The sequence below is a fragment of the Acidimicrobiales bacterium genome (assembly GCA_025455885.1).
Taxonomy (GTDB): Bacteria; Actinomycetota; Acidimicrobiia; order Acidimicrobiales; family Acidimicrobilacustridaceae; genus Rhabdothermincola_A.
The window spans coordinates 68,222-90,800 of record JALOLR010000011.1 but is presented as its reverse complement, the minus strand read 5'-3'; the positions used below and the strand labels follow the sequence as shown (position 1 = coordinate 90,800).

Sequence of the window (22,579 nt, the reverse complement as noted above, 5' to 3'; positions counted from 1 at the left end):
CGTCAGAGCCTGGTCGTCGACGCCACCTCGTGCTCGTGCACCTCGGCGTCGCGCACCAGTGCCCAGAGCTGATCGGTCGGTCCCGAGCCCCGGAAGGACTCGGCGGCCTCAGCCGACGCCCACTGCTCGAACACGTTGATCCGATCGAGCTCGATCGGATCGGCCGAGAGGTGGAAGGCCCGGCACCCCGGGGCCGTCCGGGCGGCGGCGACGACATCGCCACACGCCGCCAGATACGTGTCGCGGTCTTCTGCTGCGACGGTCAGGGTGCCGGCCACGATGATCATGGCCCGAGCGTGCCACGACGGCCTGCTTGCCCGTGGGCGCCCGACGACCGACGATGGTCGTCCCATGGACACCGTCGTCGCCGTCTACTCCGTGGCCGTGGGCGCGTCGATGGCCGTGTGGTGGGCGGTGGAGCTGCGCAACGGGGTGCTCCACCGGAACGACCGGTCCCGGCCCGAGATCACGTTGCACGTGGTCGCCGAGGTCGTGACCGCGGTCGTGCTCGTCGCCGGCGGCGTCGTGATCCTCACCAGCGGGGCATCCAGCCTCGCCTTCGTCGGGCTCGGGCTGCTGCTGTACGCGGTTGTCCAGAGCCCGGGCTACTTCCTCGAGCGCGGCGAACGGACCATGGTGTGGATGTTCGCTGTGCTCGTGATCGTCACGAGCTCGGCGATCGTCGCTCTGCTCGCCGTCTGAGCCCCGCTCTGGCCCTGGAAGGCGATCCGCACCACCATGTGCGGCATCGTTCACGACGACCCGCGAGGATGGGGGTCGACGCACCCCAGATGAGGAGCCGACCATGACGGACCTGAGCACCGAGGCATCGCCGACGTTCGACGACATCGACGTGACCGACCTCGACGTGTTCGCCGAGCGCTACCCCGCGGAGTGGTTCGACAAGCTCCGCCGCGAGGCGCCCGTCTACCGCCATCCGGGCACCGCCGGCAGTGACGGGGAGGACTTCTGGCTGGTCACCTCGCACCGCCACGTCACCGAGGTGCACAAGGCCGGTCTGCTCTACAGCCACCAGACCGGACCCGGCCGCGACGGCGCCGGCGGCATCGCCCTCACCGACCAGCCGCCGGAACTGGGCCCGGGCCTCATGATGGTCAGCACCGATCCGCCCCAGCACACCCGGTACCGCAAGCTCGTCAACTCCGGGTTCACCCCCCGCATGATCCGCCGCCTCGAGGAGGCGCTGCGCCAGAAGACCAACGCCGTGCTCGACCGGGTCACACCCGTGGGTGAGTGCGACTTCGTGGTCGACGTGTCCGCCGAGCTGCCGCTGCTGGCCATCGCCGAGATCATCGGGGTGCCCGCCGAGGACCGCGCCAAGCTGTTCGACTGGAGCAACCGGATGATCGGTAGCCAGGACAGCGAGTACGGGTCGGGCGCTCCGGCCGAGGAGATGGGCTCGGACTACGCCAACGTCATCATGGAGATGGCGATCTACGCCAGCGAGATGAGCAACGACAAGCGGGCCAACCCCGCTGAGGACGTCTGGACCAAGCTCACCGACGCCCAGGTCACCATGGAGGACGGCACCACCGTCGAGCTCACCGACCTCGAACGCGACCTCTTCTTCGCCCTGCTCGTCGTGGCCGGCAACGAGACCACCCGCAACGCCATCTCCAAGGGCCTCATCGCCTTCATGGAGCACCGCGACCAGTGGGACCGATGGATCGCCCACCCCGAGCTGGCCGACACCATGGTCGAGGAGATCCTGCGCTGGACCAGCCCGGTCAACTTCTTCCGCCGCACCGCCACCGCCGACACCGTGCTCGGCGGCCAGGCCATCGCCGCGGGCGAGAAGGTCGTGCTGTGGTACCCGTCGGCCAACCGCGACGAGGAGGAGTTCGGGCCCACCGCCGGCGAGTTCGACATCGCCCGGGACCCCAACCACCACGTGGCCTTCGGCGCCGGAGGGCCCCACTTCTGCCTCGGCGCCAACCTGGCCCGCCTCGAGATCAGGGTGATGTTCGAGGAGCTGGCTCGGCGGGTGCCCGACATCCGCCTGGCCGGACCGGTCCAGCGGCTGCGGATGAACCTGGTCGACGGCATCAAGCACATGCCCGTCGAGTTCACGCCCACCCCCGCCCTCGGGTAGCGGGTGAGCACGGACGGCGACTTCTTCGAGGAGGTCTACGCCCGGGCCGACGGCGACGAAGGCGCCATCCCCTGGCAGGACGCCCCGTCGCGCCCCCTCTTCGACGAGTGGTGGGCCCGACAGCCGGAGCGGCCCGGCGGGCGAGCGCTGGTCGTCGCCGCCGGGCTGGGCGACGACGCCGTCGCACTGACCGAGAAGGGGTACGTGGTCACGGCATTCGACGCCTCCCCCAGCGCCGTCGACTGGGCCCGACGGCGCCACCCCGACGCCCCCGTGGCGTGGGAGGTCGCCGACCTCCTCCACGCACCAGCGGGGTGGCGGCACGCCTTCGACCTGGTGGTCGAGGTGTTCACGGTGCAGTCGATCGACCCGGACCTCGAGGTCGCGGCCGCCGAGGCCATCCGGTCGTTCGTGGCCCCCGGCGGCACCCTGCTGGCCATCGCCCTGGTCGGCGACCCCACCGGACGGGGACGACCGTGGCCGCTGGCCGCCCCGGTCGTCGATGCGCTCTGCGCCGGACTCCGGGTGGTCGACCGTCGCGCCGTGCGGCTCGACCCGGCCACCGAGGTGGTCAGGTTCGAGCTCGAACGTCCGGCGTGACCGGGTCGGCGCCGACGTCGCCGGCCACGGCGGCCAGCTCGCGGACGAACACGGCGATCATCCGCTCGACCGTCTCGTCAGGGTCGGCGGGCATGGTGAGCAGGCCGTCGCGGCGCATGAGCGAGAACCCGTGCACCGACGCGAACACGATCCGGTACCAGTGCAGCGCGTCGGCGTCGTCGAGGCCGTAGGAGCGGAAGACCAGGTTGAGGGGACGGCCGACCGACGCCATGGCCGCGCCCAGCGCCGGATCGTCGCCGGGCGGGAGGAGCGTCGCGTCGTAGAGGCCGGGGTGCGCGAGGGCGAAGCCCGCGTAGGCCCGCACGATCCCGGCGAGGGCGTCCGGGCCCGAGCGGCCCGCGGCCGCCTCGGCCAACGACCCGGCCAGGCGGTCGAGGGCGACGACGGCGACCGCCCGGCGCAGGTCGTCGAGCCCGTCGACGTGGGCGTAGAGGGACTGGGTCCGGACCCCGAGTCGGTCGGCCACCTGGTGCAGACGGACGGCGTCGACCCTCCCGGCGTCGTCGACGAGGGCCACCGCCGCATCGACCACCGCCGCACGGTCGAGCCCCACCGGTGCCGCCATGCGCCGCACCGTACCGCCAAGCTCCCCCGCCCCACTCCGCCCCGCCCCGCCCCGCCCCGCCCCCATGCGAACTGTTGAACGCTCCGCTCGGTATTCCGAGCTGACGACGCAACAGTTCGGGGGGTGGAGCTGGGTCGGCCGGGCCACATGCGAACTGTTGAGCGCTCCGCTCGGTATTCCGAGCTGGCGACGCAACAGTTCGGGGGGTGGATCAGGTGGCGAGGAACGCGAGGGCGCGGGCCCACGCGTCGGCGGCGTCGTCGGGGCGGTGCGCGGGCCGGGTGGCGTCGTGGACGAACCCGTGCTCGGCCCCCTCGTAGCGCACGATCTCGACACCGAGCGCCTCGGCGTCGGCGACGTCCTCCGGCGGCGTGTAGGGATCGGCCGTGCCGATGACGGCCATGGTCGGACAGCGCTGCGGGCGCGCCAGCGCCTCGAGCGGGTCGACCATCGTGGGGCCCCGCCAGCTCTCGGGCAGGCGGATCATCCCGTAGAAGGCCACCGCCCGGTGGAAGCGGCCCGTCCCGGCCGCGGCGAACGTGACCATCCCGCCCATGCAGAAGCCGAGCACGCCCACCGTCGGTGCGTCGGTGGCGTCCGCCGCCGCCACCACATCGACCAGCATCCGCTCGGTGCCCACCTCGGCGACCCCTCCCGCCATCCGCTCCTCGACGGTCCAGCCCTCGTGCCCGGCGAAGGGCTCGGGACAGCACACCGCCCATCCGGTCTCGGCGGCCAACCGGTCGGTCATCTCGTCGAACAGCGTCCGCAGTCCCATGATGTCGGGGATCACGACGAGGCCCCGGTCGGGCGTCGAGCCCCCGGGACGGGCGAGGGCGGCGGCGGCGCCGGACGGGAGCTCGATGCGCATGGCCGCATCCTGCCACCCGTCCCGCCCCGCTGCTCCCCCATGACCGCGAGCACGCGTACCGGTGCCCGGCGCGGTCGGGAGCACGGGTGACGCGCCCGTCATGAGCACGGCTGACACGCCCGTCGCACGGCTGAGGCGCCCGCCGGGGCGGGCGTTCAGCTGTAGTGGTCGAGGATGCTCGCCTCGGCGAGACGGGAGAGGCCTTCCTTGATGGCCCGGGCCCGCTGGTCGCCCACCCCCTCGACCTCCTCGAGGTCGGCGATGGTGGCGCGCATGATCGTCGACAGGTTGCCGAACCGCTCGACGATGCGGTCGATCACCCCTTCGGGGAGGCGGGGGATCCGGGCCAGGAGGCGGTAGCCCTTCGGCTCCACCGGGTCGTCGAGGTCGGCGGTGGCGCCGGAGGGGAGGTGGAGCACCTCGGCCACCGCCTTCATGTCGAGCAGCTTCTCGGTGCCCAGCCGGGCCAGACCGTCCATGGCCTCCTCGAGGTGCCAGTCGTTCTCCTCGTGGAGGTAGTCGACGACCACCAGGCGACGCTCGTCCTCCACCCCGGCGAGCACCTCCTCGAGCTGGAGCCGGATGAGGCGCCCGTCGACGCCGAGCTCCACGATGTCGAACTCGATCTCCTCGGCGATGCGCAGCACCATCTCGGTGCGCTGCAAGAGCATCACCACGTCGCGGAGGGTGACGAGGTCCTCGACCTCGAGCGCGGCGAGGTTCTGGGACACCTCGATCAGGCGGTCCTTGTAGCGCTCGAGGGTGCGCAAGGCCTGCGTGCCCCGGTCGAGGAGCCGCGGGACGGGGATGAGCTGTTGCTTCTCGTCACCGCAGTAGACGGCGATGATCGACATGTCCTCGGACACCGAGATGACCGGGAGGTTGATGGAGCGGGCCACCCGCTCGGCGGTGCGATGACGGGTGCCGGTCTCGGAGGTCGGGACGTTGGGGTTGGGCACCAGGTGCACGTTCGCCCGGGCGATCCGGCTGGCGTCGGGGGCCAGGACGATCGCTCCGTCCATCTTGGCCAGCTCCGACAGCCGCTGGGGGCTGAAGGCCGCATCGAGGAGGAAGCCCCCCGAGCAGATGTTCAGGACGTCGGGACCGTCGCCCACGACGATGAGTGCGCCCATGCCCGACTGGAGGATGCGATCGAGGCCCTCGCGGAGCGGCTTGCCGGGAGCCACCGCGCCCAGCGCGGAGAGCATCGCCTCGCTGCGTCGCCGTGCCATCGACGGATCCTAGGCGGATCGACCCACCGGGGAGGCCTGGGGGACGACCCGAATCGGCGTCTCAGAACGGGGGATCGGCGGGGTCGGCCCATCCCAGGAGCTCGTCGGGCACCCGATCGGGGACCTCGGCCGCCGCCACTGGTCGCAGCGTCGCCCCGCCACGACCCACCCTCGGCCGCCGAAGCTCGTCGTCGGCGAGGCCCGCCGCCGCCACCGCGTCGGCCAGGGTGTCGACCCGGATCAACTCGATGTGGTCGGGCATCGGCGGCGAGAGGCGAGGCACCAGCGCCCGCGTGAACCCGAGCCTGGCGGCCTCGGCGACCCGACGCTCGCACTGGGCGACCTGGCGCAGCTCACCGCCCAGACCGACCTCGCCGCACACCACGAGATCGGCGGGCACCGACCGACCGGTGAGCGCCGACGCCAGGGCCAGGGCGAGGCCCAGATCGGCGCCCGGCTCGACCACCCGCACCCCGCCGACGGCCAGCGCGTAGACGTCGGTGTCACCGAAGCGCAGCCCCGCCCGCTCGGCCAGCACGGCCAGCAGCAACGAGAGCCGACCGGCGTCGAGGCCCTGCGCCGACCGGCGGGGGCTGGGGAGCGTGCTCGCCGCGACGAGGGCCTGCAGCTCGACGAGGAGGGGCCGGTGACCGTCCATGGTGGGCACCACGACGGACCCCGAGACGCCCTTGCGACGGTCGGCGAGGAAGAGCCGGCTCGGGTCGGGCACCCCGATGAGCCCGTCGCCGGTCATCTCGAAGAGGCCCAGCTGGTCGGTGGCACCGAAGCGGTGCTTGGCCGCCCGGAGGAGCCGGAGCGCGTGGTGCCGCTCGCCCTCGAAGGCGAGCACCGTGTCGACCACGTGCTCGAGCACCCGCGGGCCGGCGAGGCCGCCGTCCTTGGTGACGTGGCCGACCAGCACCGTGGCCACCCCACGGGCCTTGGCGTGCCCGACGAAGCGCGCCGCGCACTCGCGAACCTGGGCCACCGATCCGGCCGCGGAACCCAGGTCGGGGTCGTGGACGGTCTGGATGGAATCGACGACGAGGAGCTCGGGCTGCACCTCGTCGAGGAACGACAGGATGTGGGGCATGGCCGTCTCGGCGGCGAGGTACAGCGTGGGGGTGAGGGCGCCCAGCCGTTCGGCGCGCACGCGGACCTGCTGGGTGGACTCCTCCGCCGAGACGTAGAGGACCCGGACCCCGTCGGCCGCGACGGCGGCGACGGCCTGCAGCAACAGGGTGGACTTGCCGATGCCCGGCTCGCCGCCGAGGAGGGTGACCGACCCCGGCACGAGACCTCCGCCGAGCACCCGGTCGAGCTCGGCGATGCCGGTGGGGCGGGCCCGCCACTGATCGACGTCGACCTCGGTGATGGGCCGGGGGGCACCGAGCGGGGCGGCCAGACCGGCGGCCGCCACCGACGCCGGCACCTCGCGCTCCTCGACCAGGGAGTTCCAGGCCTCGCAGGACGGGCACCGGCCGGCCCACTTGGGGGCGGTGCCACCGCACTCCTGACATCGGAAGACCGAACGGGACCTGGCCATGTGCCGCACCCTACGCACCCGCTGGGACAGGCTCCTGCACCGGCTCGGGTCCCCCGGACGGACGGTCGGCGTCGGACGGGTCGGTGGCGTCGCCGAGGCCCACGACCTCGAGCAGGGAGAGCACGCCGAGCAGCACCCCCAACCGCACCAGCACCGCCGGCGTGAGGAGGTGGCGGGCGGTCTCCATGCCGTCGGCGTGCCAGGCCACGAACGCCAGCGGCCCCGCCGCGACCACGCACGTCGCGGCGACGATCGCCAGCGGCGTCGGCCGGCGCCGTCGCCAGAGGTACCACCCGGCGATGGCCACGCCCACGGCCACCGTCGGCACGAGCGGCAGCCACAGCAACGCGGTGAGACCCGGGACCGTCCGTGAGCCCGCAGGGGCGTAGGTGGCCACGACGTCGCCGTCGCCGTTGTTGAACGTCCGCTCCGGGTCCTGGAGCGGCTCCCCCACGAGGTACCCGGGATGGGTGAGCGCGTAGCGGACCAGCGCGGCCCGCCCGTCGGTGTCCAGCCACGACCGCCACGTCTCGGTCGACGGGCTGTCGAGGTCGACGGGGGCCACAGGTGCGACCTCGCCGCCCGGCGCCGCCACCGGGAGAGGCAGGCCGAGCCCCGGCATGCCCTGGTCGACGAACCACTGGATGCGGTCCTCGTAGGGCAGGACCCGGACCGCGAACACGTGGGCCAGCGGGACCACGTGGCGGCCGCCGGCGTTCGACGACCACGCCGCGAGCGCGAGCACCACGGCCAGCGCGACGGCCCCGACCGCCAGCCAGGCTCGACCGCTCCCCTCGCCGGTCCCGACCGGCTCCCGCCGCGAGCGGCGCCACCCCAGGGCCCACCACCCGCCGAAGCCGACGACGAGCATCGCCACCACCACCGCGTTCGTGTCACGGGTGAACCCCCACGCCGCGGCAGCGAGCACGAACACCACCAGTCGCCGGAGGTCGGCACCCCGGAGGAGCCAGAGCCCCGCCGCAGCCGTCGCGGCGAGCAGCGACAGCCCGAAGGACTCCGAGAGCACCGACCGGTCCCAGAGGGCCACCGGCCGGGTCCACGAGAACGCCAGCACCACGCCGAAGGCGACCCACCGGCGCGTCGCCGTCGGCATCACCGCCGAGACCTGCGCGGCCAGCGCCGACCACGCCAGCGCGGCGAACACGACCTGGAACACCACGTAGTTGACGTTGAGCTCCCCGCCCAGCGTGGCGATCAGGTACGACACCAGCCCGGGGCGCGAGCCGGCCCACAGCTCGGTGCTCCACAGCGGGTTGGAGCCCACGGCGAGGTAGTCGAAGGAGTCCTGCCAGACGGCGGGCGGGCCCTCGCCGGCCAGCCACACACGGACCACGATGCCGACGATCGCGCCGAGCACGAACCGCTCCACGGTGTCGAACCGGGCCAGGCGGCTCCCGCCGCCCGAGTCGGCTCCGACAGTGTCGGTCCCCGCAGCGTCGGTCCCGGTGGCCTCGTCGCTCCCCACACCCGTCTCCCCGCCACGCCTGCCGATGGCGGCAACGGTAGTGCGACCCCTCCCGCCGGCTCGGCCCGTCAGCGCCGCGGCGTCCACCCGCTGATCACCCGACGGGACCGGCGCCGGCGGGTGGCCCACGCCCACCATCCGAAGAGCACCGTGGCCACCACCAGGGCCACCAGTGCCCCCTGGACCAGGCGCTCGACCACCCGGCTCTGCGCGCTCCTCGCCGCCACCGTGGTCGGCGCGGGATCATCGAAGCCGGGGGTCCAGGTCTCCCGGTAGCCGCCGGGAAGCTCGACGGTGACCGAGAAGTCGACCATCTCGGCGATCGGGCGCCCCTCCTCGGCCTCGACCTCGGCGAGCAGCGCCCCGAAGGGGTTGCCCTCCACGGCGTCGAGCTCGGGGTCGCTGAACAGCCCGGCGCCCGCGGTGAGGTCGTAGGTGGCGTTGAGCTCGGTGACCCGCTCGAAGAAGGCGTCACGACGGCCGGCGGCGATGTCGAGGAACGGACCACCGGGGCCGTTGAGCTGGGAGAGGACCACGGCGAGCTCGGTGGTGTCCTCCACAGGGCGACGGGCCCTGATCCAGGTGAGCTCGCCCTCGGTGACGGGGTCCTCGACGATCCACCCCGCCGCCTCGAGGTCGGCGACGGCCACCTGCCGCTCCAGGTCGCCGATGCGGGCGAGGGCGGCGGCGTCGAGCCCGACCGCCTGGACCACCTCGCCCGACCCGTCCTCCTCGATGACGACGGTCGTGTCGACCTGCAGCTGACAGCCCGCCGCCGCGAGCACGACGAGCGCGACGAGCACGAGGAGCACCAGGACCCGGCGCGGTCGTGGACCCGGCCTCGCACCGTGCCCACCAGGGCGGACCGTACGGGGGCGGCGCGGACGAGCCCGGGCCGGGGGCCCGGGCTCGTCACGCAGCGGAACCGACGCCGGGGTCAGCGGGTCACTCGGCCGGCCCGGTCTCGGCCAGCTCCATCGGGGGCGGTTGGAAGCCCTCGACGGCGTTGAAGACGATGACCTGCTCGCCCGTCTCGGGATCGGGCTCGGCGTCGACGATGATGTGCTCGCCGGCCCGGAAGCCCTTCATGAGCAACCGCTCCGAGAGCGGGTCCTCGACGAGGCGCTGGATGGCCCGGCGCAGCGGACGGGCGCCGAGGGTGGGGTCGTAGCCCCGGTCGGCCAACAGGAGCTTGGCCGCCTCGGTGAGCTCGAGACCGATGCCCTGCGCCTCGAGCTGCACGGTGACCCGCTTGATCATCAGGTCGACGATCGTGGTGACCTCGGCCTTGGTGAGCTCGTGGAACACGATCGTGTCGTCGATGCGGTTCAGGAACTCCGGCCGGAAGTGCTGCTTGAGCGCGTCGTTGACCTTCTCCTTCATGCGCTCGTAGCTGATCGCCTCGTCGGACTTGCCGAAGCCGACGTTGGCCTTGCGCAGGTCCTGGGTGCCCAGGTTCGAGGTCATGATCAGCACCGTGTTGCGGAAGTCCACCGAGCGGCCCTGGCTGTCGGTGAGCCGGCCCTCCTCCAGGATCTGCAGGAGGGTGTTGAACACGTCGGTGTGGGCCTTCTCGATCTCGTCGAAGAGGACCACCGAGAACGGCTTGCGCCGCACGGCCTCGGTGAGCTGGCCGCCCTCCTCGTACCCGACGTAGCCGGGGGGCGAGCCGACCAGTCGGCTGACGGTGTGCTTCTCCATGTACTCGCTCATGTCGAGCGCGATCAGGGAGTCCTCGTCGCCGAAGAGGAACTCGGCGAGGGTCTTGGCCAGCTCGGTCTTGCCGACGCCGGAGGGGCCCAGGAAGATGAACGAGCCGCTCGGGCGCTTCGGGTCCTTGAGCCCGGCCCGGGTACGCCGGATCGCCTGGCTGACGGCCTTGATGGCGTCCTCCTGGCCGATGACCCGCTTGTGGAGCTCGTCCTCCATGCGCAGGAGCTTGGCGGTCTCCTCCTCGGTGAGCTTGTAGACGGGGATCCCGGTCCAGATGGAGAGGACCTCGGCGATGGCCTCCTCGTCGACCTCGTCGAAGAGGTCGATGCCGGCGTCGCGCATCTCGCGCTCCTTGGTCTCCTTCTCGGCGAGGAGCTCCTTCTCCCGGTCGCGGAGGCGACCCGCCTCCTCGAAGCGCTGCGCCTCGACGGCCTCCTTCTTCTCCTGGACGACCTGGGCGATCTGGTTCTCGAGCTCCTTGAAGTCCGGCGGGGTCTCCATGCGCTTGATGCGCAGGCGCGAGCCGGCCTCGTCGATGAGGTCGATGGCCTTGTCGGGCAGGTGGCGGTCGGAGATGTAGCGGTCGGCGAGGTTGGCCGCCGCCACGAGCGCCTGGTCGGTGATGGTCACCCGGTGGTGGGCCTCGTAGCGGTCGCGGAGGCCCTTCAGGATCTCGATGGTGTGGGCCACCGAGGGCTCCTCGACCTTGATGGGCTGGAAGCGCCGCTCGAGCGCGGCGTCCTTCTCGAGGTGCTTGCGGTACTCGTCGAGCGTGGTCGCACCGATGGTCTGCAGCTCGCCACGGGCGAGCATCGGCTTGAGGATGCTGGCAGCGTCGATCGCGCCCTCGGCGGCCCCGGCACCCACGAGGGTGTGGAGCTCGTCGATGAACAGGATGATGTCGCCGCGGGTCTTGATCTCCTTGAGGACCTTCTTCAGGCGCTCCTCGAAGTCGCCCCGGTACCGCGACCCGGCGACGAGGGCGCCGAGGTCGAGCGTGTAGAGCTGCTTGTTGTGCAGCGTCTCGGGGACCGAGTCGGCGGCGATGGCCTGGGCGAGGCCCTCGACGATGGCCGTCTTGCCGACGCCGGGCTCACCGATGAGCACCGGGTTGTTCTTCGTCCGCCGGCTCAGCACCTGCATGACCCGCTCGGCCTCGCGCTCGCGCCCGATGACCGGGTCGAGCTTCTTCTCGCGGGCGAGCTGGGTGAGGTTGCGGCCGAACTGGTCGAGGACGAGCGAGCCCGACGGGGTGGCCTCGCCCGAACCGCCGGCGGTGGCGCCGGCCTTCTCGCCCCCACCGCCCTGGGAGCCGGGGCCCGAGTAGCCCGAGAGCAGCTGGATGACCTGCTGGCGGACCCGGGAGAGGTCGGCGCCCAGCTTGACCAGCACCTGGGCGGCCACGCCCTCGCCCTCGCGGATGAGCCCGAGCAGGATGTGCTCGGTGCCGATGTAGTTGTGACCGAGCTGGAGGGCCTCGCGCAGCGACAGCTCGAGGACCTTCTTGGCACGCGGGGTGAACGGGATGTGCCCGCTCGGCGACGAACCGCCCTGGCCGATGATCTCCTCGACCTGGCTGCGCACGGCCTCGAGGGAGATGCCGAGCGACTCCAGCGCCTTCGCGGCCACGCCCTCACCCTCGTGGATCAGCCCGAGCAGGATGTGCTCGGTGCCGATGTAGTTGTGGTTCAACAGCCGCGCTTCCTCCTGGGCGAGGACGACAACGCGGCGGGCTCGGTCGGTGAAGCGTTCGAACACTGACACTGCCTCCCATGACGGGGATGGCTCCCCCCGGGGGCGGGGGGATCGTCCACCGAGCATACCCACGGGCCCCTCGGCCTCCTCGCCCGACCGACCGGCCCGACCGACGGGCGACGACGCCGTGCGGATCACGGTGCCGCCCGGTTGAGGACGAACGGCATCGCCCGCCTATCGTTCTCGTCGTGGCTCCCGCCTCCCCCCTCCTCACGTTGCCCGTGCTCCAGGACGACCTGGTCCGGGTCGAAGAGGCATTGCGGGCGTCGGTCGTGGCCGACGACGCCTTCCTCACCGAGGTGGCCAGCCACCTCATCCTCGCCGGGGGCAAGCGGGTGCGCCCCGCCTTCGCGGTCACCGCCGCGGCCACCGCCCACCGCCAGATGGTGGCGGCCACCCCCGAGGTCGTGCTCGGTGCGGTGGCCGTCGAGCTGGTCCACCTCGGCTCGCTGTACCACGACGACGTGATGGACGACGCCGAGACGCGCCGGACCGTGCCCAGCGTCAACGCCCGCTGGGGCAACCTCAAGGCCATCCTCGCCGGCGACTACCTCCTCGCCAAGGCCTCCGAGATCGCCGCGTCGCTCGGCACCGAGGTCGCCGGGCTCCTCGCCGCCACGATCGGCCGGCTGTGCGAGGGCCAGGTGCTCGAGCTGCAGGCGGCCTACTCGCTGCGCCGCACCGAGGAGGCGTACCTCTCGTCGATCGACGGCAAGACGGCGTCGCTGCTGGCCACCTCGTGCCGGATCGGCGCTCTTGTGGCCGACCTGCCCCGGGCCCAGGTCGAAGCCCTCACCGTGTTCGGCCGCAGCTTCGGGATGGCCTTCCAGATCGTCGACGACCTCCTCGACGTCACCTCCACCGACGAAGAGCTCGGCAAGCCGGCGGGCCACGACCTCGTCGAAGGCACCTACACCCTCCCGGTCATCCGCACGCTGGCCGCCGGAGGCCCCCCGGCGCGTGAGCTCGAGGCCCTGCTCGCCGCGCTCCACCCCGTCGACGGCAGCCCTGTTCCGGTCGACGACCCCGGGGCCCTCGCCGCGGCCCGCGACCTCCTGCGCGGCGGCCCGGCCGTCGAGTCGTCGCTCGACACCGCCCGCGGATACGTCGAACGCGGGCAGGCCGCGCTGGCGCCCTACGCCGGCCACGAGGCGGTCACGGCGCTCGAGCGGGCCGCCGAGCACCTGCTGGCGAGCGTCCGCGCCGCGGCCTGAACCGACCCGGATCCGGTCGGGGCGCTACGAGCGTCGTTCGGGATCGTCGGCCGAGACCCGACCGAGGAAGTCGCGCACGGCGTCGTTGAAGCGCCCGGCGTTCTCCACCATGAAGCCGTGGGCGCCCCCGGTGACGATGACCAGCTCGGAACCGGGGATCATCTCGCTGAGGAGCTCGCTGTCGCCGATCGGGGTCAGGATGTCCTGGCTGCCCACGATGACGAACGTGGGCACGTCGATGGCGTCGAGCTCGAACCGGAGCTTGTCGTCGAGGGCGAGGATGGCGTCGATCTGGGCGCAGAAGGCGGCCGGCGTCACGTTCAGGGCGAGCGGCCCGAGCACGCCCACGACGGGCCAGAGCCGGAACCGCGACCGGGGCCCCATCAGCCACCGTGCCGCCAGGTCGACGAGGGCCCGCATCCCCTTCGTGCGGGCGGTCTCCTCCCACTCCGCGAGCAGCTCGCGCCGCCAGGGCAGGTGCCGACAGCCCGTGCAGGCCAGCGTCAGGGAGCGGACCCGGGACTGGTAGCGCACCCCGAGGATCTGGGCGATGATCCCGCCCATCGACGCCCCCATGACGTGGGCGGACTCGAGACCCAGGTCGTCGAGCACGGCCACGGCATCGGCGGCCATCACCTCGAGGTCGTAGGGGCCGGGCGGCACGTCGGAACGCCCGACGCCCCGGTTGTCGAACACGATGCCGCGGTACTCCCGCGAGATCATCCCGCGCTGGCGCAGCCAGCCCCGGCTGTCGGCCCCCAGGCCCTGGACCATCAGCACCGGCGGACCGTCGGCCCTGCCGAAGGTCTCGTAGTTGATGCGGGTCCCGTCGGGGGCCTCGACGATGGGCACGGCGAGAGTCTAGGGACCGGGCGTCAGGCGGCCGGCGCAGCCGACGCCGGAGGGGCCGGGCGGTTGCGCGACCAGCTGACGTCGGCCCAGTCGTGGACGTGGCGCAGGCACTCCCGGGTGGTGTGCTCCGGGCGGAACCCCAACAGCTCCTCGACCCGGTCGCCGTCGGCCAGACGACCCTTCACCAGGAGCTCGACCACGTGATCGGGCAGCGGGGCCCCCGAGAGCTCGGTGACCATGCGGGCCGCGTTCCACCCGGGGCCACAGACCGGCACCGGCAGCCGGGCGCCGAGACGCACGGCGTCCCACGCGCTGACCGACCCCGGGGCCACCACGTTGACCGGGCCGTCGGTGTCGGGGCGCAGGGCGGCGGCCACGAACGCCCGGGCGGCGTCCTCTCGGTGCAGCACGCAGAACGCCCCGCCGCCGAGCGCGGGCACGGGCACGGCCGGGAGCCGGAGGAGCCGGACGAGCGGGCTCGGGAAGTGCGGCCCGACCACCGGGCCGAAGCGCAGCAGGGCCATGCTGGCGTCGACGCGCGCCGCACCGGTGGTGACCACCCGTTCGGCGTGGAGGAGCGACTGCCCGAACGGCGACGTGGGTTCCGGCACGACCGTCTCGTCGGGCCGGACCGGGGTCTGCGAACCCCGGCCGTACACCTCGATGCCCGACCGCATGACGACGCGGGTCAGGGCGCCGCCGGCCCGGGCGCCGTCGAGGGCGGCGACGGTTCCGGCGATGGTCCGGGTGGCCGCCGAGCGGGGGCTCGACCGGGCGTTGGGCTCGTAGACACCGACGTGGACGAGGACCTCGGGGGCGAAGTCCCCGATGACCTCGAGCATGCGGGCCCGGTTGCGGGGATCGACCCGGTGGAAGTCGGCGCGGTCGAGGTGGCGTCGGGGCGGCTCGATGTCGACCCCCATGATCTCGGTGAACTCGTCGCGCTCCTCGAACAGGGTGGCCACCCTGGTCCCCAGCTCGCCACCCATCCCGGTGATCGCTACCCGCATGTGCCGCTCTCCTCGCTCGGGTTCTAGGCGTTCTTCTCGTGCACGAGGCGCAGCCCGTGCAGGGTGAGCCACGGCTCGGTGTACCGGATCCTCGAGGAGAACGGGGTGATGAGCTCGGCGAGCCCGCCCGTGGCCACCACGGTGCACTCCCCGAGCTCGTCCTCGATGCGCGCGCACAGGCCATCGACCTGGGCAGCGAACCCGAACACCGCGCCCGACTGGATCGACTCGACCGTCGACTTGCCGAGCACGTTGCGAGGGGCCTTCAGCTCCACGGCCCGGAGCGCAGCCGCCCGGCCGACGAGGGCGTCCATCGAGATCTCGATCCCGGGGGCGATGGCCCCACCGAGGTACTCGCCGTTGGCCGACACCGCGTCACAGGTCGTGGCCGTGCCGAAGTCGGCGATGATCGTCGGCCCCCCGTAGAGGTCGAAGGCACCGACGGCGTTGGCGATCCGGTCGGCGCCGACCTCCTTCGGGTTCTCGTAGACGATGGCGATGCCGGTGCGGACGCCCGGCTCGATGACGACGGGGTCGAAGTCGAGGTACCGATCGCTCAGCTCGCGCAGCGCGGCGGTCACCCGCGGCACCCCCGAGGAGACGGCGATCCCGTCGAGGTCGTGGAACGTGAGGCGCCGCAGCGCGAGGAAGCCCTGGAGGAGGACGGCCACCTCGTCGGAGGTGCGCTGGGCGGCGGTGGAGATGCGCCAGTGGTCGAGGAGGCCCTCCGCGGGCCGGCGCCCGGCCGCGGTGGGACCGTCGGACTCGTAGAGACCGACCACCGTCTGGGTGTTGCCGGCGTCGACGACGAGGAGCACGGTGGGGTTCCTGTTCTCAGTCGGGTCGGATGTCGAGGCCGATGTCGAGCACGGGGGCGGCGTTGGTCAGCGCGCCCACCGAGATGCAGTCGACACCGGTGGCGGCGTAGTCGGCGACCACGTCGAGCGTGAGGCCTCCCGACACCTCGAGCAGGGGGCGGTGGGGGAGGTCGGCGCAGGCGTGCACGCAGGCCCGCACCTCGTCGACGGTCATGTTGTCGAGCAGCAGCGCGTCGGCGCCGGCGGCGAGCGCCTCGTGGACCTGGTCGAGGCGGTCGCACTCGACGTGGACGGTGCGCGCCGGCCAGAGCGTGCGGGCTCTCTCGACCGCCGCGGTGATGCCGAAGCGGGCGATGTGGTTGTCCTTCAGGAGCACCCAGTCCGAGAGGTTCCCCCGGTGGTTGGCGCCCCCGCCGGCCCGGACGGCCGCCTTCTCGAGGCTGCGCAGGCCGGGTGTGGTCTTGCGGGTGTCCCAGATGCGGGCGTCGCCGCCGAGCGCGGCGGCGTCCACGTACGCCCGCGTCGAGGTGGCGATGCCGGAGAGGTGGCCCAGGAAGTTCAACGCCGTGCGCTCGGCGGTGAGGATCGGGGCCAGCGGCCCCACGACGACGGCCAGCACCTCGCCGGCGGTGACCGCGTCACCGTCGTCGACGTGCCACTCGACGCGCACCGCCTCGTCGACCTGGGCGAAGGCCTCGGTGGCGCACGCGCAACCGGCCACGACACCCGAGTGACGGGCCACGAACGTCGCCTCCGCCTCGATGTCGTCGGGCAGCAGCGCCGCGGTGAGGTCGCCGAGGGGCGTCAGATCCTCGTCGAGGGCGCGGCCCACCGCCTCGGTGACGGCCTTCCTCGGCGGCTGGACGGCCCGGGACATCCCCTCAGCCTGCCTCGCCGGCCGCGGCCGGCGGTAATCCCACGACGATCCGATGGCGCAGGGCGGGGTCGGTGGCGGGGTGGTCGGCGCGGGTGTGGGCTCCCCGGCTCTCGAGTCGGGCGGTGGCGGCGTCGAGCAGCGCCGTCGACGCGGTGGCGAGGTTGGCGAGCTCCCACGTGCCGGGCTCGTCGCCGACGGCGACCCGCTCGGCCACCTCGGCGACCACCTCCCGGGTGGCGGCCAGCGACTCGGCGGTGCGCAGCACGCCCGCCCCCGAGGTCATCGCCCGCTGGAGCCGATCACGGTCCGCGACCACCGCTGCCGGGGCCGGGCCGCCGGCGGCGATCACCACCGGCGACGGATGGGCGCCGCCCACCAGCACCGACCCGCCGATGATCCCGTCGCCGGCGTCGCCGGCGTGGACCGCCCGCATGGCGCCGGTCGGGCGGGGCCCGTCGGCGCCGCGCTCGACGGCCTCCACGACCCGGGCCCCGAACACCATGCCCTCGAGCAAGGAGTTGGAGGCCAAGCGGTTGGCGCCGTGGACACCCGAGCAGGCGACCTCGCCTGCCGCCCACAACCCGGGGAGGCTGCTGGCTCCGTCGAGGTCGGTGACGATGCCCCCGCAGAGGTAGTGCGCCGCCGGGGCGATGGGGAGCCAGTCGACGCTCGGGTCGAGCCCGGCCTCGGCGAGATCCCGGGCGATCGTGGGGAAGCGCAGCGCGAACGAGTCGAGGCCGGTGGCGTCGAGCCAGCAGTGGTCGACACCGAGCTCCAGCATCCGACGGGTCATCGCCCGACTGACCTCGTCACGCGGGAGGAGCTCGTCCACGAAGCGCTCGCCGTGGATGTCGCGCAGCAGCGCCCCGTGCCCGCGCAGCGCCTCGCTCAGCAACGGCCGCGGCATCCGGGGGTGGTGGAGGGCCGTCGGGTGGAACTGCACGAACTCCACGTCGGCGACCGCCACCCCCGCCCGCAGCGCCATCGCCAACCCGTCGCCGGTCGCCTCCACCGGGTTGGTCGTGACCGCGAACATCTGTCCGGCCCCGCCGGTGGCCACCAGCACGTGCCGGGCCCGCAGCTCGACGGGGCGACCGTCGGCGGTGACGGCCCGGAGACCGGCGCTGCGCCCGTCCTCGACGACGATGTCGAGGGCGAAGGCGTGCTCGTACACGGCGGTCGCGGTGCGCCGGACCGCCTCGACGAGAGCCCGCTCGATCTCGGCGCCGGTCGCGGCGCCGCCGGCGTGCACCACCCGCGGGAGCGTGTGGCCGCCCTCCCGGGCCAGCTCGAGGCGGCCGTGGGCGTCGCGATCGAACATCGCGCCGAGGGCGATCAGGTCCTCGACGCGCCCCGGGCCCTCGTCGACCAGCACCCGCACGGCGTCGACGTCGCACAGCCCGGCCCCGGCGGCGAGGGTGTCGGCGAGGTGCAGGTCGGTCGAGTCGGGGTCCTCGGCGAGCACCGCCGCGACCCCCCCTTGAGCCCACCGGGTGGTCGACTGCTCGAGGGTGCCCTTGGTCAGGACCCCGACGCGCAGGCCGTGGGTCTCGGCGGCGCGCACCGCCGCCGACAGCCCGGCCACGCCGGAGCCGACGACCAGGAGGTCGACCTCGCCGAGGGACTGGGGGTGGCCCTCGCTCGGGGCGCTCACCGGTCGGAGGTCCGGCCCGGCCGGACGGACCCGGTCAGGTCGACGACGGGATCGGTCAGGCCCGGACCCCGACCTCGAGGGCGGCGAGCTCGGAGGCCGACCGCTCGTCCACCGGCCGGTTGGACGCGTCCACGTGGACGACGGTCGGCTCGTAGCCGTCGAGCTCGGCGTCGTCGTAGTCGGCGTAGCTGATCACGATGATCCGGTCGCCGGGTTGCACCAGGCGGGCGGCGGCGCCGTTCAGGCACATGTCACCGCTGCCGCCGGGGATGACGTAGGTCTCGAAGCGGGCCCCGTTGTCGATGTCGACGACGTGTACCTGCTCCCACTCGCGGATGTCGGCCAGCTCCATCAGGCGCCGGTCGACGGTGATGGACCCCACGTAGTGGAGGTTGGCGTCGGTCACACGCGCCCGGTGGATCTTCGACTTCATCATGCGGCGTTGCATGGTGCTCCTCGGGTCTCGACGCTCTCGGGAGTCGCCGTACGGAAAGGGGCCTGCCCGTCGCTCCTCACGGAGCCACCACGGAGAGGTTATCCAGGAGCCGGGTCGGGCCAAAGCCGACGGCCACGAGGAGGCGGACCTCCCGGCCCGGGACCGTTGCGGTCACGGCCTCCAGGGTCGCCGGGTCGACGGCGGCGGCGTAGTCGAGGAGGGCCTCGGGTTCGGCGTCGACCACCTCGCGCATCGCCGCGACCGCCGCCCCTCCGTCGCCGCCGGCCGCGATCCGGGCCGCGCCGGCCTGCAACGCGACCGACAGCACCGTCGCCGCGGACCGCTGCGCCGGGCTGAGATAGACGTTGCGGCTCGACATGGCGACCCCGTCGGCCTCCCGCACGATCGGGCAGCCGACCACGGTGACGGGCTGGTCGAGGTCGGCGGCCATGCGGGTGATCACGGCGAGCTGCTGGTAGTCCTTCTCCCCGAAGTAGGCGCGGCTCGGCCCGGCGAGGTTGAAGAGCTTGGTGACCACCGTGGTGACCCCGTCGAAGTGGGTCGGCCTCGACGCCCCTTCCAACCCGGCGGTGAGCCCGGCCACGGTGACCGTGGTGGCCGAGCCCGCCCCGTACATCTCCTCGGTCGACGGGGTGAACACCACGTCGACCCCGGTCGCCTCGGCCAGGACCAGGTCGTGGTCGAGGGGGCGTGGGTAGGCGTCGAGGTCCTCCCCGGCCGAGAACTGCAGCGGGTTCACGAAGATGGTGAGCACCACCTCGTCGCACTCGGCGGCGGCGGCCCTCACGAGCGAGAGGTGGCCGTCGTGCAGGGCGCCCATCGTCGGGACGAGCCCGATGCGGCGGCCGGTCGTCCGGACGTGGTCGAGGTGGTCGCGCAGCGCGGCCTTCGTGGTCACCACCAGCACCCGGTCAGCCTCCCGCACCGTCGGCCGAGCGGCCAGTCCCGGCCGAGCCGCCGTCCACGAGGCGGCGCACCGCTCTGACCATGGCGTCGTAGGCGTCGAGCTCCTCGGGGGGCAGCGCGGCGCGGTGGCGTTCGACGGTCGTCCAGTCGCCGCGGGAGGCCGGACCGGTGAGCGCGCCCCGGGGACCGAGCTCGGCGACGTTGTCGAGCGTGGCCCGGACCAGGTCGAGGTACACCTCGAGAGGGACCCCGGCGGACCGGGCGACCCGCTCGGCCTGGCCGAGCAGGGCCACCACGTGGTTGGAGGCGATGGCGGCGGCGGCGTGGTAGGCGGCCCGGTCGTCGTCGGCGACGGTGAACCAGCGCCCGCCGAGGTCCTCGACGACGCCGGCGACGACGGCGCGTGCGTCGTCCGGTTCGCCGGCAACCGCGAACCAGGCGCGGTCGGCGAGGCGGCGGGCCCCGACCCCGGCCGACGGCAACGCCACCAGCGGGTGCAACGCCGCCCGCCGGGGATGGCCCTCGAGCACGTCGAGCCCGAGGGCCCCTGCGAGGTGCGCGACCACCGCCGTCGACACCGGCCGCACGGCGCGAGCGACGCCGGCGACGGCCTCGTCAGGCGTGGCGATGACCAGGAGATCGACGTCGGCCGCGGCCGCCGTGAGGTCGTCGTGGCGCCCCAGGGCCCGCTCGACCCGCCACCCCGCCGCGGCGAGGGCGAGGGCCAGGGCACCGCCGGCCCGACCCGACCCGACCACCCGGAGCGACGCCACCGGGACGGACTCAGCCGGCCCCGACGTCGAGGGGGCCGAGGAGCTCGACGCGACCCTCGGCACGGTCCTCCCAGTCGGGCCCGGCGACGTCGGGCGCGATGTCGGCCAGAGGGGCCATCACGAAGCGCCGCACCCGCATGCGGGGGTGCGGGACCTGCAGGTCGGGTTCGTCCACCGGTTCGGCGTCCATCCAGAGGATGTCGACGTCGAGGGTCCGCGGGCCCCATCGCTCCGTCCGGACCCGGTTGGCGGCCGACTCGAGGCGATGGCACACGCCGAGCAGCTCGCGCGCGGACAGATCGGTGTCGATCTCGACCACGAGGTTGAGGAACGGGTCCTGTTCGGGCCCGCCCACGGGCGCGGTGCGGTACACGGGGGAGACGGCCACGACGCCGGCGAGCGACCCGACGGCGTCGCGCAGCAGCGCGAGCGGATCACCCATGTTCGAGCCCAGCCCGAGGAGGGCCCGGGTCATCGTCGGGTGCGGGTGATCCGCACTCCCGAAGTGGCCATGACCTGGGGCACCGGGGGGCGCTGCTTGCGCACGCTCACCGTCACCGCGGCGGCTCGCGGATCGTCGAGCACCACCTCGGCCAGGCGCTGGGCGAGCCGCTCGAGCAGCACGAAGCGCTCACCGGTGATCACCGCCTCGACGGCGGCGGCGATGGCGCCGTAGTCGAGGGTGTCGCCGAGGTCGTCGGACACCCCCGGTCGGGCGAGGTCGACCACCACGTCGAGGTCGACCTCGAGGGGCTGAGGGCGGACCTGCTCCTCGGGGAGGGCGCCGCAGATCCCGCTGGCGACGAGGCCACGGAGCTCGATCGTGTCGGTGGGGGCCACGAGGATCAGGAGGGCGGCGGGAGCGTCTCGGCGAGGGCGACCAGCTCGCGGCCCACGGGTCCGAGCTGACGGCCGGTGAGGCGCTCGACGACGGTGACCGTGGCGGGGGACGTGTCGACGAGGCCGGACCACAACAGGTAGCCGGCCACGAGGCCGCAGAGGCGGTCGCCGAGCTCCTCGCTGTGCACGAGCACCTTCGCGCCGCCCGCCAACAGGTCGCGCAGCTCGGCGAACACCCGCAGCTCGTAGCCCGACCGGTTGTCGTCGTCGAACGGGCGATGGCGCCAGACGACACCCAGCTCGTCGTAGTTGTGGAGGTTGTGCGGCGCGGGGATCGTGGAGATGACCACGGTGAACCCCTGCTCCCTGATCCAGATGATCTCCTCCTGGCGGCGAACCTTGCGGTGGCTCGCGCCGTAGCCTCCCGGCCGCTCGCAGATCGCCAGCCGGTCGCCGATCACCCAATGGAAGTTGCGGGGGCGGATGCCCTGGGCCCACTTGCCCTTGCTGGCCACGGCGCTCATGCTGCCACGACTTTCACGGCCTGGACGGCGGCGGCGACGTCGTGGGCCCGGATCATCGACGCGCCCTGGTGCAGGCACCACACCTCGGTGGCGATCGACGCGGCCAACCGGTCGTCGGTCGGGACGATCCCCTCGACACCGTCGGAGGCGGCCAGGATCCTCCCGAGGGTGGCCTTGCGGCTCGTCCCGAGGAGGACGGGCCAGCCGAGCGCGACCACCCGGTCGAGGTGGGCCAGCAGCGTGAGGTTGTGGGCCATCGTCTTGCCGAACCCGATCCCCGGGTCGACCCAGATCTCGCCGACGCCGGCCGCGGCGGCCCGCTCGGCCATCCGTTCGAGGTGCGCGCACACCTCGGTCACGACGTCGTCGTAGCGAGGTTCGTCCTGCATGGTGGCCGGCTCACCCTGCATGTGCATCGCGACCCAGCCGGCGCCGGTGTCGGCGGCGACCTCCCACAACGACGCCGAGATGTCGTTGACCAGGGTGGCGCCGGCGGCCACCGCGGCACGGGCCACCTCGGCCTTGCGCGTGTCGATGCTGACCCGGCCGTGCGGGGCCAGCGCCTCCACGACGGGCAGCACCCGCCGCAACTCCTCGGCCACGTCGACCGGCGTGGCCCCGGGGCGGGTGCTCTCCCCGCCGACGTCGAGCACCGAGGCCCCCTCGGCGAGCAGCGCGAGGCCGTGGGCGACGGCCGCCTCCGGTTCGAGGTAGCGCCCACCGTCGCTGAAGGAGTCGGGGGTGACGTTCAC

At 73.3% G+C, this 22,579-nt stretch carries 24 protein-coding genes; 4 read left to right on the top strand and 20 right to left on the bottom strand.

Translation table 11 applies throughout. The features are described 5' to 3' along the window. Positions 1-2 precede the first annotated feature (2 nt). Complete coding sequence (locus MUE36_11005; protein ID MCU0311456.1) at positions 3-287, bottom strand: antibiotic biosynthesis monooxygenase; 285 nt, start codon at positions 285-287, stop codon at positions 3-5. Between the two features lie 64 nt (positions 288-351). On the opposite strand from MUE36_11005, the gene MUE36_11000 reads away from it, so the two are divergent. From MUE36_11000 to MUE36_10990, 3 genes are all read left to right on the top strand, one after another. Continuing rightward, the gene (locus tag MUE36_11000; protein ID MCU0311455.1) at positions 352-702 is read left to right on the top strand and encodes a hypothetical protein; all 351 of its coding nucleotides are present in this window, start codon (positions 352-354) and stop codon (positions 700-702) included. A gap of 103 nt (positions 703-805) precedes the next feature. Further along, positions 806-2,113, top strand: a complete 1,308-nt coding sequence (locus MUE36_10995) for a cytochrome P450 (GenBank protein MCU0311454.1) — start codon at positions 806-808, stop codon at positions 2,111-2,113. Positions 2,114-2,116: 3 nt separating this feature from the next. Next, the gene (locus tag MUE36_10990; GenBank protein MCU0311453.1) at positions 2,117-2,713 is read left to right on the top strand and encodes a class I SAM-dependent methyltransferase; all 597 of its coding nucleotides are present in this window, start codon (positions 2,117-2,119) and stop codon (positions 2,711-2,713) included. Here the strand turns inward: MUE36_10990 and MUE36_10985 are convergent. From MUE36_10985 to MUE36_10955, 7 genes are all read right to left on the bottom strand, one after another. After that, entirely contained in the window at positions 2,685-3,299 is a 615-nt protein-coding gene (locus tag MUE36_10985; GenBank protein ID MCU0311452.1) for a WHG domain-containing protein, read from the bottom strand. The genes MUE36_10990 and MUE36_10985 overlap by 29 nt on opposite strands. 211 nt (positions 3,300-3,510) lie before the next feature. Further along, a complete protein-coding gene (locus tag MUE36_10980) occupies positions 3,511-4,170 on the bottom strand; it encodes a dienelactone hydrolase family protein (GenBank protein MCU0311451.1) in 660 nt (219 codons plus the stop codon). Between the two features lie 155 nt (positions 4,171-4,325). Beyond that, positions 4,326-5,402, bottom strand: a complete 1,077-nt coding sequence (gene disA, locus MUE36_10975) for a DNA integrity scanning diadenylate cyclase DisA (GenBank protein ID MCU0311450.1) — start codon at positions 5,400-5,402, stop codon at positions 4,326-4,328. A 61-nt stretch (positions 5,403-5,463) separates the two neighbouring features. Continuing rightward, positions 5,464-6,948, bottom strand: a complete 1,485-nt coding sequence (gene radA / locus MUE36_10970) for a DNA repair protein RadA (GenBank protein ID MCU0311449.1) — start codon at positions 6,946-6,948, stop codon at positions 5,464-5,466. 10 nt (positions 6,949-6,958) lie between these two features. After that, on the bottom strand, positions 6,959-8,434 hold the full coding sequence (locus MUE36_10965; protein ID MCU0311448.1) for a hypothetical protein: 1,476 nt from the start codon (positions 8,432-8,434) through the stop codon (positions 6,959-6,961). A 68-nt stretch (positions 8,435-8,502) separates the two neighbouring features. Continuing rightward, positions 8,503-9,246, bottom strand: coding sequence for a hypothetical protein (locus MUE36_10960; GenBank protein MCU0311447.1), 744 nt, complete (start codon positions 9,244-9,246; stop codon positions 8,503-8,505). A gap of 133 nt (positions 9,247-9,379) precedes the next feature. After that, positions 9,380-11,905, bottom strand: coding sequence for an ATP-dependent Clp protease ATP-binding subunit (locus tag MUE36_10955; GenBank protein ID MCU0311446.1), 2,526 nt, complete (start codon positions 11,903-11,905; stop codon positions 9,380-9,382). Positions 11,906-12,090: 185 nt separating this feature from the next. Here MUE36_10955 and MUE36_10950 point away from each other — a divergent pair, with 185 nt between their 5' ends. Continuing rightward, positions 12,091-13,116 (top strand): polyprenyl synthetase family protein, encoded by a 1,026-nt coding sequence (locus MUE36_10950; protein MCU0311445.1) that lies wholly within the window; start codon positions 12,091-12,093, stop codon positions 13,114-13,116. A 24-nt stretch (positions 13,117-13,140) separates the two neighbouring features. Here MUE36_10950 and MUE36_10945 read toward each other — a convergent pair whose 3' ends face one another. The 12 genes from MUE36_10945 to folP all read right to left on the bottom strand — a co-directional run bounded on the left by MUE36_10945 (position 13,141) and on the right by folP (position 22,579). Continuing rightward, on the bottom strand, positions 13,141-13,968 hold the full coding sequence (locus tag MUE36_10945; protein ID MCU0311444.1) for an alpha/beta hydrolase: 828 nt from the start codon (positions 13,966-13,968) through the stop codon (positions 13,141-13,143). A gap of 23 nt (positions 13,969-13,991) precedes the next feature. Continuing rightward, positions 13,992-14,978: an NAD-dependent epimerase/dehydratase family protein gene (locus MUE36_10940; protein MCU0311443.1), complete on the bottom strand. Its 987-nt coding sequence runs from the start codon at positions 14,976-14,978 to the stop codon at positions 13,992-13,994. A gap of 23 nt (positions 14,979-15,001) precedes the next feature. Beyond that, on the bottom strand, positions 15,002-15,796 hold the full coding sequence (locus MUE36_10935) for a type III pantothenate kinase (protein ID MCU0311442.1): 795 nt from the start codon (positions 15,794-15,796) through the stop codon (positions 15,002-15,004). Between the two features lie 16 nt (positions 15,797-15,812). After that, complete coding sequence (gene nadC, locus MUE36_10930; protein ID MCU0311441.1) at positions 15,813-16,673, bottom strand: carboxylating nicotinate-nucleotide diphosphorylase; 861 nt, start codon at positions 16,671-16,673, stop codon at positions 15,813-15,815. Between the two features lie 4 nt (positions 16,674-16,677). Continuing rightward, positions 16,678-18,327: an FAD-binding protein gene (locus tag MUE36_10925; protein ID MCU0311440.1), complete on the bottom strand. Its 1,650-nt coding sequence runs from the start codon at positions 18,325-18,327 to the stop codon at positions 16,678-16,680. A 55-nt stretch (positions 18,328-18,382) separates the two neighbouring features. Next, positions 18,383-18,775 carry an aspartate 1-decarboxylase gene (locus tag MUE36_10920; protein ID MCU0311439.1) on the bottom strand — a complete coding sequence of 131 codons (393 nt, stop codon included), beginning with the start codon at positions 18,773-18,775 and terminating at the stop codon, positions 18,383-18,385. 64 nt (positions 18,776-18,839) lie between these two features. Beyond that, positions 18,840-19,691 carry a pantoate--beta-alanine ligase gene (gene panC, locus MUE36_10915; GenBank protein ID MCU0311438.1) on the bottom strand — a complete coding sequence of 284 codons (852 nt, stop codon included), beginning with the start codon at positions 19,689-19,691 and terminating at the stop codon, positions 18,840-18,842. A gap of 4 nt (positions 19,692-19,695) precedes the next feature. Beyond that, on the bottom strand, positions 19,696-20,463 hold the full coding sequence (locus tag MUE36_10910) for a DUF2520 domain-containing protein (protein MCU0311437.1): 768 nt from the start codon (positions 20,461-20,463) through the stop codon (positions 19,696-19,698). 10 nt (positions 20,464-20,473) lie between these two features. After that, positions 20,474-20,905 (bottom strand): 2-amino-4-hydroxy-6-hydroxymethyldihydropteridine diphosphokinase, encoded by a 432-nt coding sequence (gene folK, locus MUE36_10905; protein ID MCU0311436.1) that lies wholly within the window; start codon positions 20,903-20,905, stop codon positions 20,474-20,476. A 29-nt stretch (positions 20,906-20,934) separates the two neighbouring features. Next, a complete protein-coding gene (folB, locus tag MUE36_10900) occupies positions 20,935-21,303 on the bottom strand; it encodes a dihydroneopterin aldolase (GenBank protein MCU0311435.1) in 369 nt (122 codons plus the stop codon). 5 nt (positions 21,304-21,308) lie between these two features. After that, on the bottom strand, positions 21,309-21,827 hold the full coding sequence (locus MUE36_10895) for a hypothetical protein (GenBank protein ID MCU0311434.1): 519 nt from the start codon (positions 21,825-21,827) through the stop codon (positions 21,309-21,311). After that, positions 21,824-22,579, bottom strand: a complete 756-nt coding sequence (gene folP / locus MUE36_10890) for a dihydropteroate synthase (GenBank protein MCU0311433.1) — start codon at positions 22,577-22,579, stop codon at positions 21,824-21,826. The genes MUE36_10895 and folP overlap by 4 nt, the downstream gene beginning before the upstream one ends.

What these genes read in the sequence shown, in the direction of transcription:
- MUE36_11005 (MCU0311456.1), bottom strand. Translation starts at nt 287, where the DNA reads ATGATCATCGTGGCCGGCACCCTGACCGTCGCAGCAGAAGACCGCGAC.
- MUE36_11000 (MCU0311455.1), top strand. Translation starts at nt 352, where the DNA reads ATGGACACCGTCGTCGCCGTCTACTCCGTGGCCGTGGGCGCGTCGATG.
- MUE36_10995 (MCU0311454.1), top strand. Translation starts at nt 806, where the DNA reads ATGACGGACCTGAGCACCGAGGCATCGCCGACGTTCGACGACATCGAC.
- MUE36_10985 (MCU0311452.1), bottom strand. Translation starts at nt 3,299, where the DNA reads ATGGCGGCACCGGTGGGGCTCGACCGTGCGGCGGTGGTCGATGCGGCG.
- MUE36_10980 (MCU0311451.1), bottom strand. Translation starts at nt 4,170, where the DNA reads ATGCGCATCGAGCTCCCGTCCGGCGCCGCCGCCGCCCTCGCCCGTCCC.
- disA (MCU0311450.1), bottom strand. Translation starts at nt 5,402, where the DNA reads ATGGCACGGCGACGCAGCGAGGCGATGCTCTCCGCGCTGGGCGCGGTG.
- radA (MCU0311449.1), bottom strand. Translation starts at nt 6,948, where the DNA reads ATGGCCAGGTCCCGTTCGGTCTTCCGATGTCAGGAGTGCGGTGGCACC.
- MUE36_10940 (MCU0311443.1), bottom strand. Translation starts at nt 14,978, where the DNA reads ATGCGGGTAGCGATCACCGGGATGGGTGGCGAGCTGGGGACCAGGGTG.
- nadC (MCU0311441.1), bottom strand. Translation starts at nt 16,673, where the DNA reads ATGTCCCGGGCCGTCCAGCCGCCGAGGAAGGCCGTCACCGAGGCGGTG.
- MUE36_10920 (MCU0311439.1), bottom strand. Translation starts at nt 18,775, where the DNA reads ATGCAACGCCGCATGATGAAGTCGAAGATCCACCGGGCGCGTGTGACC.
- folK (MCU0311436.1), bottom strand. Translation starts at nt 20,905, where the DNA reads ATGGGTGATCCGCTCGCGCTGCTGCGCGACGCCGTCGGGTCGCTCGCC.
- MUE36_10895 (MCU0311434.1), bottom strand. Translation starts at nt 21,827, where the DNA reads ATGAGCGCCGTGGCCAGCAAGGGCAAGTGGGCCCAGGGCATCCGCCCC.